Annotated in this window: 16 protein-coding genes and 1 riboswitch; of the genes, 12 read left to right on the forward strand and 4 right to left on the reverse strand. The window is 72.8% G+C overall.

Annotated elements, in window-relative coordinates:
• Positions 1 to 46: 46 nt before the first annotated feature.
• Together BLW57_RS32005 and BLW57_RS32010 are read left to right on the forward strand one after the other, a co-directional pair.
• Positions 47 to 1,315, forward strand: coding sequence for an alginate lyase family protein (locus tag BLW57_RS32005; RefSeq protein WP_093480988.1), 1,269 nt, complete (start codon positions 47 to 49; stop codon positions 1,313 to 1,315).
• A gap of 104 nt (positions 1,316 to 1,419) precedes the next feature.
• Complete coding sequence (locus tag BLW57_RS32010; protein WP_093479221.1) at positions 1,420 to 1,878, forward strand: acyl-CoA thioesterase; 459 nt, start codon at positions 1,420 to 1,422, stop codon at positions 1,876 to 1,878.
• Positions 1,879 to 1,894: 16 nt separating this feature from the next.
• Here BLW57_RS32010 and BLW57_RS32015 read toward each other — a convergent pair whose 3' ends face one another.
• Both BLW57_RS32015 and BLW57_RS32020 read right to left on the reverse strand, forming a co-directional pair.
• On the reverse strand, positions 1,895 to 2,449 hold the full coding sequence (locus tag BLW57_RS32015) for a hypothetical protein (RefSeq protein ID WP_093479222.1): 555 nt from the start codon (positions 2,447 to 2,449) through the stop codon (positions 1,895 to 1,897).
• 53 nt (positions 2,450 to 2,502) lie between these two features.
• Positions 2,503 to 3,717: an MFS transporter gene (locus tag BLW57_RS32020; protein ID WP_093479223.1), complete on the reverse strand. Its 1,215-nt coding sequence runs from the start codon at positions 3,715 to 3,717 to the stop codon at positions 2,503 to 2,505.
• Between the two features lie 163 nt (positions 3,718 to 3,880).
• Here BLW57_RS32020 and BLW57_RS32025 point away from each other — a divergent pair, with 163 nt between their 5' ends.
• Positions 3,881 to 5,377 (forward strand): ROK family transcriptional regulator, encoded by a 1,497-nt coding sequence (locus BLW57_RS32025; RefSeq protein WP_093479224.1) that lies wholly within the window; start codon positions 3,881 to 3,883, stop codon positions 5,375 to 5,377.
• A gap of 426 nt (positions 5,378 to 5,803) precedes the next feature.
• On the opposite strand, the gene BLW57_RS32030 is transcribed toward BLW57_RS32025, so the two are convergent.
• On the reverse strand, positions 5,804 to 6,556 hold the full coding sequence (locus BLW57_RS32030) for an SDR family oxidoreductase (protein ID WP_093479225.1): 753 nt from the start codon (positions 6,554 to 6,556) through the stop codon (positions 5,804 to 5,806).
• Between the two features lie 335 nt (positions 6,557 to 6,891).
• Positions 6,892 to 7,022: riboswitch (FMN riboswitch) on the forward strand.
• A gap of 161 nt (positions 7,023 to 7,183) precedes the next feature.
• Here BLW57_RS32030 and BLW57_RS32035 point away from each other — a divergent pair.
• The 9 genes from BLW57_RS32035 (at position 7,184) to BLW57_RS32075 (ending at position 14,546) form a co-directional block, all read left to right on the forward strand.
• Complete coding sequence (locus BLW57_RS32035; RefSeq protein ID WP_093479226.1) at positions 7,184 to 7,792, forward strand: riboflavin synthase; 609 nt, start codon at positions 7,184 to 7,186, stop codon at positions 7,790 to 7,792.
• Positions 7,789 to 8,430: a nicotinamide mononucleotide transporter family protein gene (locus BLW57_RS32040; protein ID WP_093479227.1), complete on the forward strand. Its 642-nt coding sequence runs from the start codon at positions 7,789 to 7,791 to the stop codon at positions 8,428 to 8,430. The genes BLW57_RS32035 and BLW57_RS32040 overlap by 4 nt, the downstream gene beginning before the upstream one ends.
• On the forward strand, positions 8,427 to 9,740 hold the full coding sequence (locus BLW57_RS32045; protein ID WP_093479228.1) for a bifunctional 3,4-dihydroxy-2-butanone-4-phosphate synthase/GTP cyclohydrolase II: 1,314 nt from the start codon (positions 8,427 to 8,429) through the stop codon (positions 9,738 to 9,740). Before BLW57_RS32040 ends, BLW57_RS32045 begins: the two co-directional genes overlap by 4 nt.
• Positions 9,741 to 9,761: 21 nt before the next feature.
• A complete protein-coding gene (gene ribH / locus BLW57_RS32050; protein ID WP_093479229.1) occupies positions 9,762 to 10,247 on the forward strand; it encodes a 6,7-dimethyl-8-ribityllumazine synthase in 486 nt (161 codons plus the stop codon).
• A gap of 33 nt (positions 10,248 to 10,280) precedes the next feature.
• Complete coding sequence (locus BLW57_RS32055) at positions 10,281 to 10,553, forward strand: phosphoribosyl-ATP diphosphatase (RefSeq protein ID WP_023552153.1); 273 nt, start codon at positions 10,281 to 10,283, stop codon at positions 10,551 to 10,553.
• A gap of 55 nt (positions 10,554 to 10,608) precedes the next feature.
• Positions 10,609 to 11,457 carry an ATP phosphoribosyltransferase gene (hisG, locus tag BLW57_RS32060; protein ID WP_093479230.1) on the forward strand — a complete coding sequence of 283 codons (849 nt, stop codon included), beginning with the start codon at positions 10,609 to 10,611 and terminating at the stop codon, positions 11,455 to 11,457.
• Between the two features lie 13 nt (positions 11,458 to 11,470).
• Positions 11,471 to 11,923 (forward strand): PH domain-containing protein, encoded by a 453-nt coding sequence (locus BLW57_RS32065; RefSeq protein ID WP_093479231.1) that lies wholly within the window; start codon positions 11,471 to 11,473, stop codon positions 11,921 to 11,923.
• Between the two features lie 203 nt (positions 11,924 to 12,126).
• Entirely contained in the window at positions 12,127 to 13,461 is a 1,335-nt protein-coding gene (locus tag BLW57_RS32070) for a hemolysin family protein (RefSeq protein WP_093479232.1), read from the forward strand.
• Positions 13,458 to 14,546, forward strand: a complete 1,089-nt coding sequence (locus tag BLW57_RS32075; RefSeq protein WP_093479233.1) for a hemolysin family protein — start codon at positions 13,458 to 13,460, stop codon at positions 14,544 to 14,546. The genes BLW57_RS32070 and BLW57_RS32075 overlap by 4 nt, the downstream gene beginning before the upstream one ends.
• A gap of 73 nt (positions 14,547 to 14,619) precedes the next feature.
• On the opposite strand, the gene BLW57_RS32080 is transcribed toward BLW57_RS32075, so the two are convergent.
• Complete coding sequence (locus BLW57_RS32080) at positions 14,620 to 16,479, reverse strand: AAA family ATPase (protein WP_093479234.1); 1,860 nt, start codon at positions 16,477 to 16,479, stop codon at positions 14,620 to 14,622.
• Positions 16,480 to 16,788 lie beyond the last annotated feature (309 nt).

Raw genomic sequence — 16,788 nt, forward strand, 5'->3', positions numbered from 1 at the left:
GAAGTTCATGTATCTGACCACCCTGCTCCCGAGATCGGAGTGCCCGATGAGAGGAAGCCCCCGTGCGGCCGTGCTGCTCGCCGCCGTGGTGACCTTCACGACAGCCCTGCTCGCCCCCTCCGCGCACGCCGCCCCGGCCGCCGCCGGGGCCCCGCGCACCGCCGTCCTCGACGGCGCCCGCCTCGAGCGGACCCGGGCCCGCCTCGATCACGACCCCCGGCTGCGGCGGACCCTGAAGGACCTCACGACCCGTGCCGACACCTGGCTGGACCAGGGCCCCTGGACGGTCGTCGACAAACCGAGGCCGGCGCCCGGAGGCGACGTCCACGACTACCTCAGCCAGGCGCCCTACTGGTGGCCCACGACCACCCCGACGGCCGGCAACCCCTGGGGCTGCCCGTACGTCCAGCGCGACGGGCAGCGCAATCCCGAGGTCGACACCGGTACGGACCGCCAGGACGCCGAGAAGGTCTTCGACGCCACGTACGACCTCTCGCTCGCCTGGTACTACACGGGCAGACGCGCCTACGCCGTGAAGGCGGGGGACATCCTGCGCACCTGGTTCCTGGACCCGGCCACCCGGATGAACCCGAACCTGGACCACGCCCAGTTCATCCCCTGCAAGTACGACGGCCGGGCCATCGGCGTCATCGACTTCTCGCAGTCGTACACCAGCGTGCTGGACGCCCAGGCGATCCTCGCCACGGGCGCACCCGGCTGGACCGCCGGGGACCGCGCCGCGATGGGCGAGTGGAACACCGACTTCCGTGACTGGCTGCAGAACAGCGACTTCGGCCGGCAGGAGGGCGCGGCCGCCAACAACCACGGCACCTTCTACGACATGCAGCTCGCCGCCCTCGCCTACGCCACCGGGGACACCGCCCTGGCCCGGCGGACCGTGCTGGCCGCCCGCACGGCCCGGATCGACCCGCAGATCGCGGGCGACGGCAGCCAGCCCCAGGAACTCGCCCGCACCCGCAGCTGGCACTACTCGACCTTCGACCTCGTCGCGTACACCCGGCTCGCGGCCATCGGCCGGCACGTGGGCGTGGACCTCTGGCGCTACCGCGGACCCGACGGACAGAGCCTGGTCAAGGCCGTCGACTACCTGCTGCCGGCCGCGACCGGCGCCGCCGGCTGGCCGCACCCCGAGCTGGAGTTCCTCCGGTACGCGGCGGCCGATGTCGTCCACGCGGCGGCGGACGCCGGCGACCGGGCGGCGAGGGCGGCCGTGCCGCGCCTGGAGGCCCCGCCCGGGGGAGATCTGTGGGCGCTGCGGCCCGCCGCCGAGCAGCTGGACTCGATAGCGGGCTGACCAGGTACTTCCCAGAGTCCGGGGCTTCTGAGCGGTCGCTTAGTATGGAATGCGTCCGGGGGTGGGCGCGCCCCACCCCGCCAGCGATGCTCAGGAGCCCTCCCGTGACCGCCGAAGCCCCGACCGCCCCCGTGGTGTCCCACGGCCGGCTGATTCCCGTCACCGTCCACTTCGACGACCTCGACGCGCTCGGGCTCCTGCACAACGCCCGCTACCCGCTGATGGTCGAGCGGGCCTGGACCGAGCTCTGGAACGAGCACGGCGTCCGCTTCGACGGGGACTGGGCGGCCGCCGGCGACGCCTGCAACGCCGTCCGCGAACTCACCATCGGCTACGAGGCGCCGGTCACCCGCCCCGGCACGTACGCCGTGCATCTCTGGCTGGAGCGGCTCGGCGCCACCGGTCTGACCTACGGCTTCCGCTTCTGCTCGGCCGACGGGAGCGAGACCTATGCGCGGGGCACCCGGGTTCTCGTCCGGCTGGACTCGGCGACCCTGCGCCCCGCGCCGTGGAGCGACACCTTCCGGGCCGTGGGCGAGGAACTGCTGCGGCCCGCGGACTGAACGGGGCCGGGCGCGGCTAGTGCCAGCAGGTGGCCTCGTCCCCGCCGCTGCCGTCCGCCTTGCTGCCGACGGACACCTCGAAGGCGATACCCGAACCCACCTCGGGTGCCGGGGAGATGGAGCCGGTGGGGAAGTCGACGGTCAGCAGCAGATGCCGGCCGTGTTCGGTCCTCGTCCAGCAGGCGCCCTCCACGGAGGCGGGCGCCGCCGTGCCGCTCGGGTCCCGTTCGGGACGCCAGCCGGCCGCAGCGGCCGCCCTCGTGTAGTGCGCGACGACGTCACCGGGCCCGCCCGGGAAGGCGTACAGACGGTCCGCATGCAGCCAGGGCGCACCGCTGCTGTCGTCGTCGCAGCCGGTGGTCACGCCCGTGCCGCGGTAGTTGGCGGGTGCGGCGGCACGGGCGGGTGCCGTGCCGAGCACCGGCTCGGCGGCCAGCCGCTTCAGGTCGCCTCCGGTGCCGTGGCAGCCGTCGCCGCCGGTGAGCGCGCATCCGCCGAGAAAGGCGGCCGGCACGAGGAGGGCGGCCGCCAGCCCGGCACGGGCGGAGGCGGACGGCGAAGTGGGGGACAAACGGGTCTCCTGTCCGGGAACGTCGGAACCCGACGTGCCGGGGAGCGGCGCCGTCAGGGGCGTGGGTCGGGAACCGCCGTGGCCTGCGGGCCGATCTCCTTGCGGCCGCCGCGTTCGGCGGTGCGCAGGACGCCCGCGAACACCGCGAGCCCGCACGCCAGGACCGTCACCACGCAGAAGGACACCACCAGGCTGGTCGCCTGGGCAACCCCGCCGATCAGACTCGGTGCGATCAGCCCCGAGGTGTAGGTGATGGTCGCGACGCCCGCGATGGCCTGGCTCGGATTGGGTCCCGCGTGCCCGGCCGCCGCGAAGCACAGCGGTACGACCACGGCGATGCCGAGACCCATCAGCGCGAACCCGCCCATCGCCACGGCCGGATGGCCGGCGAGGACGATCAGCAGCCCGCCGAGGACGGCCAGCATCCCGCCCGCCCGGACCGTGCGGACCGCGCCGAAACGGTTCACCACGGCGTCCCCGGCGATCCGGGCCACGGCCATCGTCAGCATGAAACCGGTGGTCGAGGCCGCGGCCAGACCGGCCGAACTGTCCAGCCGGTCCCGCAGGAACACCGCCGACCAGTCCAGGCTCGCGCCCTCCGCGAACACCGCGCAGAAGCCGACCGTGCCGATCAGCAGCGCGGAACGGGGTGGCAGGGCGAACCGCGGAGGCGGCTCCTCGTCCTCGGCCGGCTGGAGGTCGAGCACCCAGTTGCAGGCCAGCAGGCCCAGGAGGGTCAGGGTGGCCGCGGCGAGCGCGTGGTGCAGGCGGGCGTCGGAACCGAGGTGCGCGGCGAGTGTGCCCGCCGCCGAGCCGACCAGCGCGCCCGCGCTCCACATGCCGTGCAGGCCCGACATGATCGACTTCTCCAGCAGCCGTTCGATCTCGACGCCGAGCGCGTTCATCGCGACGTCGGCCATTCCGGCGGTGGCGCCGTAGGCGAACATGGCCAGGCACAGCGTGTACAGGTTCGGCGCGAGGGACGGCAGGATCAGCGACAGCGTCCACAGCGCGAGCAGCCCGCGCAGCGCCGTCCGGCTCCCGAAGCGGTGGCTGATCCGGCCGGCCAGCGGCATCGCGCACGAGGCGCCGAACGCCGTGAAGGCCAGCGCGAATCCCAACTGGCCGGCCCCGAGCGAGGCGTGGTCCTGGATCCAGGGCACGCGGGTCGCGAAGGAGCCGGTCACGGCGCCGTGCACGGCGAACACGGCCGCCACGGCGTACCGGGCGCGCCTGACCTCGCCGCGTGCGTAACCCACGTCACCCATGTTCCAGTCCCTCCCCGGGAGTTCCCCACCCGCCGTGCGGCACGCGGCGTAAACTATCAGGGACCCTGCCTGATAGATAGGTCGTTTCACGTCCCGCGGGCCGGGGTGCGGCTCGTGGGACCGACGGGCGGCCCGGTCGCAGCGATCTGGGAGGATTCCCGTCATGCCCGCATCACCGAGCACCGCCCGGGCCATCAACGACCGGGTCGCCCTCCGGCTGCTGCAGCAGGAAGGCCCGCTGACCGCGGGGCAGTTGAAGCAGCTGACGGGGCTGTCCCGGCCGACGGTCGCGGACCTCGTCGAACGGCTCACGGCCTCGGGGCTGATCACGGTGGTCGGCGAGTCCGGCGAGCAGCGCCGGGGCCCGAACGCCCGCCTCTACGGCATCGTCGCCGGCCGGGCCCACCTCGCCGCCCTCGACGTCCGCACCGAGGGCGTCCTCGTGCTCGTCTCCGACCTGGTCGGGCGGGTCCTCGCCGAGGCGTCCGTGCCGATCGGCGGCGACGCCGGGACCGGTCCCGCCGTGGAGCAGGCGGTGGCCGCGGTGGAGCGGACGGCCAAGGAGGCCGGGGCCGACCGGCTGCACACCGTCGGCATCGGCGCGCCCGGCCTCATCGACCCGGCCACCGGCGACCTCCGCGACTCCGCCGGGCTGCCCGCCTGGCACCGGAACCTGGCCGCGGCCCTCCAGGAGCGGCTGCCCGGTGCCCGGGTCACCGTGGAGAACGAGACCAACCTGGCCGCCCTGGCCGAACAGCGTGAGGGCGCCGCCCGGGACCGGGACACGTTCGTCCTGCTCTGGCTGGGTCACGGTGTCGGCGCCGCGGTCGTCCTGGACGGCATCCTGCGCCGGGGCGCGTCGGGCGGCACGGGCGAGATCGGCTTCCTGCCGGTCCCGGGCACGACGTCCCTCCCGTCGGCGACCGACTGCGACGGCGGCTTCCACTCGCTTACGGGCGCGGCGGCGATCGGCGCGCTGGCGGTCCGCCTGGGCCTGCCGGCCCCCGCCACACCGGACGGCCCGGGCGCGGCGGCGATCGTCCGCCGAGCGTCGGAGACGACCACCGAGCGGCTGGACGGGGGCGATGCCGGCACTGCTCGGGTGACCTCAGCGACCGGGCGCGGGCGGCTCACGCCTGGCGAATCGGTCCCTGCCGACGGGGGCGAGGGCCCTGCCGGTGCCGGCCGGGCGGCCGCATCGCCGGCGGAGGCCGGGCATGGGTGCTCCGCCCCCGGTGGATCCGCCTTCGTGGACGCGGTCGTCGCCGCCGACGGCGATGTCGGCACGAACGGGCTGACCGGCTCGCCCGCTGCGGGGACGGACGCCGGGCGCGGGCGGCTCGCGCCCGGTGGATCCGCCCCCCTGGACGCGGACCTCGCCGCCCGCTTTCTCGGCGTTCTCGCCGATCGGATCGCCGTGGGTGTCGCCTCCGTCGTGGCCGTCCTGGACCCCGGCTGCGTGGTGCTCGGCGGGGAGGTGGGGCAGGCCGGGGGAGCGGTGCTCGCGCGGCTCGTGCAGGAGCGGCTGCGGCGCATGTCCCCGCTGGCCACCGAGGTGCGGGCCAGCAGCCTCGGCGGCACGGCCGTACTGCGCGGGGCCCTGCTGACCGCCCGCGAGCGCGCCCAGGACGAACTCTTCGCCCCGCCGGAGCGCCGCTAGGGCCGCGTCCGGCAGACGCCGTACCCGGCCGGTCAGCGGTGCCTGCGGCTCGGGTCCGCACCTTTCCGAAGCGGTGCGCCAGGTAGTCGGCCTGTCGCGGCGCACCGGGTTCAGGCTCGCCCGCTTCCGAAGCGGCGCGCCGACTCCTTCTCGACGTCGCGTCCCGGCCGAATCACGTTGCGTGCAGCTCGGGCACCGCCCGCTTCCCAGGCGGTGCCCAAGCCCCTCGCACGTCGCCGCCCGGCCGGATCGCGATGCGTGCGGCCCGGGCCCGCCCGCTTCCCAGGCGGCACCCAAGTCCCCCCTCCACGTCGCCGCCCGGCCGGACGGCGGAGCCCCCAGCCCGGGCTCGCCCGCCTCCGTAGCGGTGCGCCGACTTCTCCTCGAAGAAGCCGCGTACCGGCCGGGGCCGCGGAGACACGTGGCTCAGCTCCGCCCGGTTCCGAAGCGGTGCGCCAAGTGCTGTTCGAAGTTCAGCTTGCCCACCGCGTGGTCCGGTGCCAGGTGGCCGCCCGCGCGGAAGGCGCCGTAGGCCCTGCCGAAGAGCGGGAGTCGCACGATCAAACGGCGCCGGCCGGTGGCCCGCAGGTAGGACCGGGCCAGCGAGTCGAACGAGCGCACCTCCGGACCGCCCATGTCGGGCACTCGTCCGGCCGGTGCGGCGAGCGCCAACTCCGCCAGGCGACCGGCCACTTCCGTCACCTCGACGGGCTGGTCCGGCACCCCGGCGGGGAGCACCAGGACCGGCGACTTGGCCAGCCCCCGCAGGACGGTGACCACCAGGTCGTGGAACTGGGTCGCGCGCAGCACCGTCCAGCCCAGCCCCGATTCCTCGATCTGCCGCTCCACCGCGAGCTTGCTCCGGTAGTAGCCGAACGGCACCCGGTCGACGCCGACGATGGAGATGTAGAGGAGGTGCCCCACCGAGGCCCGCCGTGCCGCCTCGATCAGGTGCGCGGCCGCCTTCTCGTCCCCGCCCCTGGGGCTGCTCGCGCAGTGCACGACCGTCTCCACGCCCGCCAGGGCCGCGTCCAGCCCCGGGCCGCCCTCGCGCAGATCGACGGCGTACGGCTGCGCGTGCCGGCTGAGCACCCGCACGTCGTGCCCGCCCGCCCGCAGCTCGTCCGTGACGACCCGGCCGAGCGTTCCGGTCCCGCCGGTCACCAGGATGGTGGTCATGCTGTTCTCCGTCCCCTCAGGACACCGCGGCGCCCCTCCGGGGCACCCTTCGGGGAGTGAGACGTGGGGCGGCCCCGTAAACGTGACATGGCACCGTGACACGACCCGGCGGCGGGCAAGGGCCGTCGTCACCGCCGCCGGGCCCGCCCGCACCCTAAAAGGACTAGACCAGTGTGGTCAATGGGTTCGAGCCAAGGTCAACGCGCCACCTCGACGCGGAAGTTGACCGGCGGCGCTGCGCGGAGCAAGGCCGGCGACACGTACTGTGAGCGAACCCACACCCGCCCCCTGTCTGGGGGAGCGTCCGGCGTGGCACACTGGCCGTGTACCAGAAGCAGCGCACTCCGGGGTCGGTGAAAGTCCGAACCGGCGGTTACAGTCCGCGACCCGACCGCTTCCAGCGGCCGGTTGACCAGGTGAAATTCCTGGACCGACGGTTAAAGTCCGGATGGGAGGCAGTGCGCGGCGGGCGGGCATGCGTCATGTGTGCGCGCCGCCGTATCTGGACTCGTCCGTATGCGGACGTGTCCTTTTCGGCGTCGCCCCCGATGTGTGTTCACCCGTTGATTCTGTCGTCTTCGACAGGCCCCGGAGTCCGTGCCCCCATGAGGCAGGAGGACCCGGGAAGTGTTCACCGGAATCGTCGAAGAACTGGGTGAGATCATCGCCGTCGAGAACCTCGGCGACGCCTCCCGTTTTCGGCTCCGCGGCCCCGTCGTGACCGAGGGCGCGCAGCACGGCGACTCCATCGCCGTGAACGGGGTCTGTCTCACCGTCGTGGAACACGAGGGCGACGAGTTCACCGCCGACGTCATGGCCGAGACGCTCAAGCGCTCCAGCCTGGGCGCGCTCACCGTCGGCTCCCGGGTCAACCTCGAACGCCCCATGGCCGTCGGCGCGCGCCTCGGCGGGCACATCGTGCAGGGCCACGTGGACGGCACCGGGCAGATCCTGGCCCGCACCCCGTCCGAGAACTGGGAGATCGTGAAGGTCTCGCTCCCTGCGGACCTCGCGCGCTACGTCGTCGAGAAGGGCTCCATCACGGTCGACGGCATCAGCCTCACCGTGGTCGACGCCGGCGCCGACCACTTCACGGTCAGCCTCATCCCGACCACCCTCGCCCTGACCACGCTCGGCCACAAGCAGCCCGGTGACCCCGTCAACCTCGAGGTCGACGTCGTCGCCAAGTACGTCGAGCGCCTCCTCGGCGACCGCGCGCAGGGAGCCACCAAGTGAACTGGCTGAACTCCGAGGCCTTCACCCTCTTCGGCCAGCACATCATCTGGTCGGACATGGTCGGCAACATCCTCGGCCTCATCACCCTCGCCCTCGGCTGGCGCCGCTCGCTGTGGACCTGGCCCGTGCAGTTCCTGTCCGGCCTCGTCCTGTTCGGGGCCTTCTACGGCCACCTGACCGGCAGCGCCGGCAAGCAGGTCGTCGTCATGGCGGTCGCGCTGTACGGCTGGTGGCAGTGGCAGCGCAACAAGGACCGGGCCGTGGACGGCCACATCGTCCCCCGGTTCGCCACCTGGCGTGAGCGGGCCGCGATGCTCGGCGCGGCGGCCGTCGGCACCGTCGCGGTGGCCCTGCTCTTCACGGCCTACCCGTCCCTGTCCTGGGACCCCTGGCCGGACGCCTACATCTTCGTCGGCACCGTCGTCGCCATGTACGCCCAGGCCAAGGGCATGGTCGAGTTCTGGTTCGCCTGGCTGCTCGTCGACCTCGTGGGCGTACCCCTCAACTTCGCCAACGGCTACGCGTTCTCCGGCTTCGTCTACGTCATCTACGGCGCACTCGTCCTGTGGGGCATGCGCGACTGGTGGCTGCGCTCCCGCAGGAGCCCGCAGCCCGTCCTGGAAGGAGCGCCGGCATGACCTCGGCACCGATCCTGTACCGCACGGACGACATCGAGAACTTCCAACTCGACCCCGTGGAGCAGGCCATCGCGGACATCGCGGCCGGCCGCCCCGTCGTGGTCGTCGACGACGAGGACCGCGAGAACGAGGGCGACCTCGTCATCGCCGCCGAGAAGGCGACCCCCGAGATCGTCGCCTTCATGATGAGCGAGTGCCGTGGCCTGATCTGCGCCCCCATGGAGGGCGAGGAGCTGGACCGGCTGCGGCTGCCGCAGATGGTCGAGGACAACACCGAGTCGATGAAGACGGCGTTCACCGTCTCCGTCGACGCCTCCGCCGCGCACGGCGTGACCACCGGCATCTCGGCCGCCGACCGCGCCACGACGCTCCAGCTGCTCGCGAACGGCACCGCCGAACACACCGACTTCGTGCGCCCCGGCCACATCTTCCCGCTGCGCGCCCGGCCCGGCGGCGTCCTCGTCCGCGACGGCCACACCGAGGCCGCCGTCGACCTCGCCCGGCTCGCGGGCCTGCGCCCGGCCGGCGCCATCGTGGAGATCGCCGGCGAGGACGGCCGCATGCTGCGCCTGCCCGAGCTGATCCCGTTCGCCCGCAAGCACGGCCTGACGATCATCTCCATCGAGGACCTGATCGCCTACCGCCGCGGCAGCGAGCCCACCGTCCGCCGTGAGGCCGAGACCCGGCTGCCCACCGCGCACGGCACCTTCACCGCCTACGGCTACCGGTCCACCCTCGACGGCGTCGAGCACGTCGCCCTCGTGCACGGCGAGATCGGCGCGGGCGAGGACGTCCTGGTCCGCGTCCACTCCGAATGCCTCACCGGAGACGTCTTCGGCTCCCTGCGCTGCGACTGCGGCCCCCAGCTGGACACCTCCCTGGCCCGCATCCAGGAGGAGGGCCGCGGCGTCGTGGTCTACCTGCGCGGGCACGAGGGACGCGGCATCGGACTGCTGTCCAAGCTGCGGGCCTACGAGCTCCAGGAACGGGGCCGTGACACCCTCGACGCCAACCTGGAACTGGGCCTGCCCGCCGACGCCCGCGACTACGGCGCCGGCGCGCAGATCCTCGCCGACCTCGGCGTCCGCAGCGTCCGGCTCATGACCAACAACCCCGACAAGACCGACGCGCTGCTGCGCCACGGTCTGCGGGTCACCGGCCGCGAGCCGATGCCGGTCCAGGTCGGCGAGCACAACATGCGCTACCTGCGCACCAAGCGGGACCGGATGGGACACGACCTGCCCTGGCTGGACACGCCCGCCGTGTCGGCCCCCGCGGCCGCGCCCGCGGCCACCTGCGGCAACCAGTAAGCGAAAGCACTTAGGAGAGACGTGAGCGGCAAGGGTGCACCGGAGCTGTCCGTACGCAACGCGAGCGACCTCAGGGTCGCCGTCATCGCGGCACAGTGGCACGTGAAGGTGATGGACGGTCTGGTGAACGGCGCCCTGCGCGCCCTGCACGAACTCGGCATCGACGAGCCGACGCTGATCCGCGTCCCCGGCAGCTTCGAGCTGCCGGTCGCCGCCAAGGTCCTCGCGGGCCGCGGCTACGACGCGGTGGTCGCCCTCGGCGTCGTCATCCGGGGCGGCACCCCCCACTTCGACTACGTGTGCCAGGGCGTCACCCAGGGCCTCACCCAGGTGTCCGTGGAGACCGGCGTCCCCGTCGGCTTCGGCGTGCTCACCTGCGACACCGAGGAACAGGCCCTGGACCGGGCCGGTATCGAGGGTTCCAGCGAGGACAAGGGGCACGAGGCGGTGACGGCGGCGGTGGCGACCGCGGCCACGCTCCGCTCAGTATCCGAACCCTGGCACTGAGGCACCGCCCGAACCGCGTAGGGTGGGACCACCATGTCCAAGAAGACGTTCGAGGAGCTCTTCACCGAGCTCCAGCAGAAGGCCGCCCACGGCGACCCCGCCACCTCCCGCACCGCCGAACTGGTCGGGAAGGGCGTCCATGCCATCGGCAAGAAGGTCGTCGAAGAGGCCGCCGAGGTCTGGATGGCCGCCGAGTACGAGGGCAAGGAGGCGGCTGCCGAGGAGATCTCGCAGCTGCTGTACCACGTCCAGGTGATGATGGTCGCCCGCGGGATCTCCCTGGACGACGTCTACGCCCACCTGTAAGCCCGCCCTCCGCACCAGCCGCAAGAAACCCCTTCACGCAAAGGAAGCCGACCTCATGCTGCGCATCGCCGTCCCCAACAAGGGTTCACTGTCCGGCCCTGCGGCGGAGATGCTGCATGAGGCCGGCTACCAGCAGCGCCGCGAGTCCAAGGAACTGCGCATCGTCGACCCGGAGAACGAGGTCGAGTTCTTCTACCTCCGCCCCCGCGACATCGCGATCTACGTCTCCTCCGGCAAGCTCGACATCGGCATCACCGGCCGTGACCTGCTGATCGACTCCGGCGCCGACGCCGAGGAGATCCTTCCGCTCGGCTTCGCCCGCTCGACCTTCCGCTTCGCCGCCAAGCCGGGCACCGCGAACGGCATCGAGGACCTCAAGGGCAGGACGGTCGCCACCTCCTACGAGGGCATCGTCGCGGGGCACCTCGCCGACCGCGGCGTCGACGCCTCCGTCGTCCACCTGGACGGCGCCGTCGAGACCGCCATCGAGCTGGGCGTCGCCGAGGTCATCGCGGACGTCGTCGAGACCGGCACCAGCCTGCGCAACGCCGGCCTGGAGGTCTTCGGCGAGCCGATCATGAAGTCCGAGGCGATCGTCGTCCGCCGCACCGGCGCCGACTCCGAGGAGGCGAAGGTCCAGCAGTTCCTGCGCCGCCTCCAGGGCGTCCTGGTCGCGCGGACCTACGTGATGATGGACTACGACTGCCGGGTCGAGCAGCTGGAGAAGGCCGTCGCGCTCACCCCCGGCCTGGAGTCCCCGACCGTGTCCCCGCTGCACAACGAGGGCTGGGTCGCGGTCCGCGCCATGGTCCCCGCCAAGGAGGCGCAGCGGATCATGGACGACCTCTACTCCATCGGCGCCCGCGCCATCCTGACCACGGCCATCCACGCCTGCCGCCTCTAGAGGTACGCCAGAGATGCCCGACGTTCCCACCCTTCCCGTCACCTTCCGGCCGGGCCACACCCGGGCCATCCTGCTCACCGCCGGTGCCGTGATCTTCCTGGTGATCTCCGGGATCGCGCTGCTGCTCGAGCTCGGCCCGGGGGAGCGGCTCACCTTCGTCCTCACCGGGGCCCTCAGCTTCTGGGCGCTGGCCCAGATCGCCCGGGTGCGGGTCGTCGCCGACGAGTCCGGCGTCACCGTGGTCAACATCGCGAGCAGGCGCCGCCTGGACTGGGCGGAGATCGTCCAGGTGAACCTCCGTCCGGGGGATCCCTGGGTGTTCCTCAACCTCAGCGACGGCACCAGCCTGCCCGCGCTCGGCATCCAGCCCGGCCTCGCGAGGCAGCGGGCCATCGCCGACGCGCGCGCCCTGCGGGAGCTCGTCGAGACCCGCTCCGCGGCCCGCCGCGCACAAGATCAGGGCTGACTCGGGGCCGTCCGCCCTGCCCCACTGGCCCGTGTCTTGATTAATCTGGTGACTGGAGGCGTTTCGCTGCGCCTCCGCCCCTGCGTGCCACCCGGCGCCCGGGGGTTCCTGCTACCCGAGGAGTGACTCCCTCCGGCGATGGACGGATCGTCCTGTAGTACCTGCGCCGCCCCTACCCGACATACCGGGAAGGCGGTGGCAGCGTGACCATCTCTTTGCTGCTCCTCGGAGCGGCCCTCCTGCTGATCCTCGCCAACGGCTTCTTCGTGGCCGCCGAGTTCGGCCTCGTCACGGTCGAGCGGCCGGACGCCGAGCGGGCCGCCGCCGAAGGCGACCGCCGCGCCCGTACGGTCGTGGAGTCGCTGAAGGAGCTCTCCTTCCAGCTCTCCGGCACCCAGCTCGGCATCACCATCACCTCCCTGGTCGTCGGCATGCTCGCCGAACCGGCCCTGGCCGGGCTGCTGCACAGCCCGTTCGCCGCGCTCGGCATCCCCGCGGGCGCCGTCTCCGGCGTCGCCGTGGTCGTCGGGATGCTGCTGGCCTCCGCCATCCAGATGGTGATCGGCGAACTCGTACCCAAGAACTGGGCGGTGTCGAAGCCGCTGCAGGTCGCGCGCTTCGTCGCCGGCCCCCAGCACCACTTCTCCCGCCTGTTCCGGCCGGTGATCGCCGCACTCAACACGGTGGCCAACCGGCTGGTCCGCGCACTCGGCGTCGAGCCGGCCGACGAACTGGCCTCCGCCCGCACCCCGGGCGAACTGGTGTCCCTCGCCCGGCACTCCGCGCGGGCCGGCGCCCTGGAGCAGGACACGGCCGATCTCTTCGTCCGCACCCTGTCCCTCGGCGAGCTGACCGCGCAGCACGTCATGACCCCCCGGGTGAAGGTCAGCGCCCTGCAGGACTCGGCCACCGCCGAGGACGTGGTCAACCTCACCCGGGCCACCGGACTGTCCCGGTTCCCCGTCTACCGGGAGAAGATCGACGAAATCGTCGGGATGGCCCACCTCAAGGACGCGCTGGCGGTCCCCGTGCACGACCGGCTGCGCACGCCGGTCGGCCGCATCATGCGCAAGGCCCTCCTCGTGCCCGAGACCCTGCCCGTCCAGCCGCTCCTCGCCCGCCTGCGCAGCGAGCAGCCCATCGCGGTCGTCGTCGACGAGTACGGCGGCACGGCCGGTGTGGTCACCCTGGAGGACATCGTCGAGGAACTCGTCGGCGAGGTCCGCGACGAGCACGACGCCAAGGACATGCCCGAGCTGGCCCCGGCCCCGCCCGAGGACGGCAGGCCCGCCTGGGACGCGGACGGCAGCTGCCGTGTCGACATCCTCCAGCGCATAGGCCTCGACGTGCCCGAGGGGCCGTACGAGACCGTCGCCGGACTGGTCGCCGACCTGCTCGGCCGCATCCCGGCCCCCGGCGACCGGGCCGAACTGCCCGGCTGGCGGCTCTCGGTCCGGCAGGTCGGCCACTACCGCGCCGAACGGGTCCGCCTGGTCCGGACGGTCCCCGCGGTGAACGTCATGGAGGCCGTCCGATGAGCGTCCTCCAACTGCTCTTCGCCGCGCTGCTGGTACTCGCCAACGGGTTCTTCGTCGGCGCCGAGTTCGCGCTGGTCTCCGTGCGCCGCAGCCAGATCGAACCGCTCGGCACCGTCCGGGCCCGCCAGGTGCTGGTCGGCCTGGAGCGGCTGCCGCAGATGATGGCCGCCGCGCAGTTCGGCATCACCGTCTGCTCCCTGACGCTCGGCGCGGTCGCCGAGCCGACGGTGGCCCACCTGCTGGAACCGGTGTTCGAGGCGATCCGTCTGCCGGACGGTGTGGTGCACCCCCTCGGCTACGTCATCGCCCTGGCCGTCGTGGTCTTCTTCCACCTGGTCATCGGCGAGATGGTGCCGAAGAACCTCGCGATGGCGGCCCCCGAGAAGGCGGCACTCTGGCTCGGCCCCGGCCTGGTCTACTTCGCCCGCCTCTGCAAGCCGATCACCGTGTCCCTCGGCGCCTGCGCCCAGGGCATCCTGCGTCTCTTCCGCGTCGAGCCCAAGGACGAGGTGGAGGCTGTCGTCACCACCGAACAGCTGAACCGCCTGCTGGAGGACTCCGGTCAGGCGGGCCTCCTCGATCCCGAGGAGCAGGAGCGGCTGGAGGACGCCCTGGAGCTGGGTTCCCGCCCGGTGACGGACGTCCTGCTGCGCCGGGAGTCCCTGGTCACGGTGGCCCCCTCGGTCACCCCGGGCGAGATCGTGGAGCTGACCGGCCGTACGGGCTACTCACGCTTCCCGGTCGCGGCGGGGGAGAAGGGGCCCTTCATGGGATACGTCCACGTCAAGGACGTCCTCGACCTGGAGGACTCCGAACGCGCCGTACCCCAGCACGTCTGGCGCCCCATGACCACCCTGCGCGCCGAGCTGCCGCTGGACGACGCGCTCACGGTGATGCGCCGGGCGGCCACCCACCTGGCCCAGGTGGCCGACCCCACCGGCCGGGTCCTCGGTCTGGTCGCCCTGGAGGACGTACTGGAGCTGCTGGTCGGCGAGGTACGGGACCCGGCCCACCGTGAGCTGCCCGACATCAGGCTGACCGAGCCCAGGGGAAGCGGGGAGCCGGAGGGAGCGCTCGCCGGCTAGCCCGGGCGGTGTCCGGGGCCCGCGCGACCGCGCGCGGGCCCCGGCACGGGCGGGGAACCGGGACGCAGTCGGGCTACATGGCCGGCGGATCCTGCGGGCCCCGCCCCGACAGCACCTCGCCGTACGCCTGCATCAGGTCCGGCAGCCGCAGTGTCGCCAGGTCGTCCCGGGACAGTGAGCCGACGCAGGTCGACAGCCGCAGATCCCGGTACGCACAGCTCTTCTCGTACAGGGTCCGCAGGAACCGCCCGTTGCCCAGCTCGTCGATCCACCCCTGATCGACCACGTGCCCGGCGATCGACCGCAGCTCCTCCAGCGCCTCCTCGTCCCACCGGTCACCGTTGTCGGCCGCCAGCACCTTGCCGATGTCGGTGAGCTCCAGCGGCCGGTAGGAGGGGAAGTCCACCCGGGTCGTGAAGCGGGAGGACAGCCCCGGGTTCGCCGCCAGCAGCCGGTCCATGCCCTCCGGATACCCGGCCAGGATCACCACCAGATGGTCGCGGTTGTCCTCGGCCCGCTTCAGCAGCACCTGCAGGGCCTCGTCGCCGTACGCGTCCCCCTTGCCGTACCCGGAGTTGGACAGGGAGTACGCCTCGTCCACGAACAGCACCCCGCCGATCGCGGAGTCGATGAGCTCGTTGGCCTTCACGGCCGTCTGCCCGAGGTACTCGCCGACCAGGTCGGCCCGCTGGGCCTCCACCAGGTGGTCCCCGCCGAGCAGGCCGAGGGCGTAGAACACCCGTCCGAGGATTCGCGCGACCGTGGTCTTGCCGGTGCCGGACGGCCCGGAGAAGACGAAGTGCCGCTTCGGCGGCTGCACCGGCAGCCCCTGCCCGGCCCGCAGCCGGGCCATGTTCAGCTGCGCGGACAACGCCTTGACCTGGCGCTTGACCGGTTCCAGCCCCACCATCCGCTCCAGCTCGGCGAGGGCCTCCTCCAGCAGAGCCGGATCGGTCGGCCCGGCAGGGATCGCCGAAGAGCTCACCCCGGTCTTCACCCGCACCACCGGATCGGTCACCGACGGCAGGGGCCCGGTCGGCAGGTCGGGCTCGGGCAGCCGCAGATCACGGCCCTCCATGCCGAACACCGGATCGAAGAGGTCGGGCCCGTCCGCGGTGTCCTGCCCGGCACCGGCCAGGGTGATCGCGGCGAGATCGGCGTCGTCGTACCCGTCGCCCTCGGCGATCGCGGCGAGCCGGGCCGAGGTGTCCATGAAGGCCGGGTCGACCCGGTGCACCGCGCGGTACAGCGGGAGGGCGGCGGCCGAGCGGCCGGTCCCCTCGTGGGCGCGCGCCAGCCAGTACCGCAGTTCCTTGCGCTGCGGCTGCTCGCTGCGGCAGCGCATCAGCGCCGCGGCGAGCAGCGGCTCGGCCTGTCCGTACATCTCCAGCCGGACCCGGGCCATGCCACCGAACAGGCCGACCTCGATGCCGAGCAGGGTGTCGTCCAGCAGCGGATCGGTGTGCCGGACCAGCTGCTCCCAGTCCTTGACCAGATAGGCACGACAGGCGTGCAGGAAGCGGACCTGCGGGTCGGTGTCGACCGGGGGCAGCCCGGCGAGGGCCCGGTCCAGCTCCGGCACATGCCGGCCGTCCAGCCAGTGCGAGGCGTGCGCGAGCAGCAGGTCCCGCGGGCTCTCCAGCACCGGCTGCACCCACCAGCCCAGCCAGTACCAGGAGTTGAGGGTCCTGCGGTGCCGGGCCCGCTGTTCCCCGAAGCGCTCGCGGTGCCGGAACATCCGCAGCAGCGCGGTCGTCGTGTCGACGCGCAGTGCGTGCAGCCCGAGCCAGGCGTCTGCCATGCCCGGATCCATCCGCACCGCGGTGCGGAACTCCTCCTCGGCCTGCGGGTAGGCACCCACCGTGTAGGCGTCCACACCCCGCAGCCAGGCAAGATCGGCCGGGGCCTCGGGGCCCTGCGTGCCGAAGTCCATCCCGTCCCCCCACAGACCGTGTCCCCGTGGTTCACCACCGGGCAGGCATCCGACGGCCGCCGCCGTCGAACCGCCGTGCCGCGGACCGGAGTTGCAGGTGCTCGAGGCAGCAGCTCGAAGGTCGCACCGAGGGCATCGTACCCGCGGGGAGACCGCGTTCCGAAGGGTGCCGCACAGGCCGTCGGGGGAGGTGGGAGCAGACGGGGCGCACACGATTCGGTGACCGAGGGTGAGCGGATCGGTGCGTGGGGCGCCCGGAAAACCGGCCGCGGACAGAACGAAGCCCCCGATCACGGGGGAACAACCGGG

The organism is Streptomyces sp. 1222.5 (assembly GCF_900105245.1).
GTDB lineage: Bacteria > Actinomycetota > Actinomycetes > Streptomycetales > Streptomycetaceae > Streptomyces > Streptomyces albidocamelliae.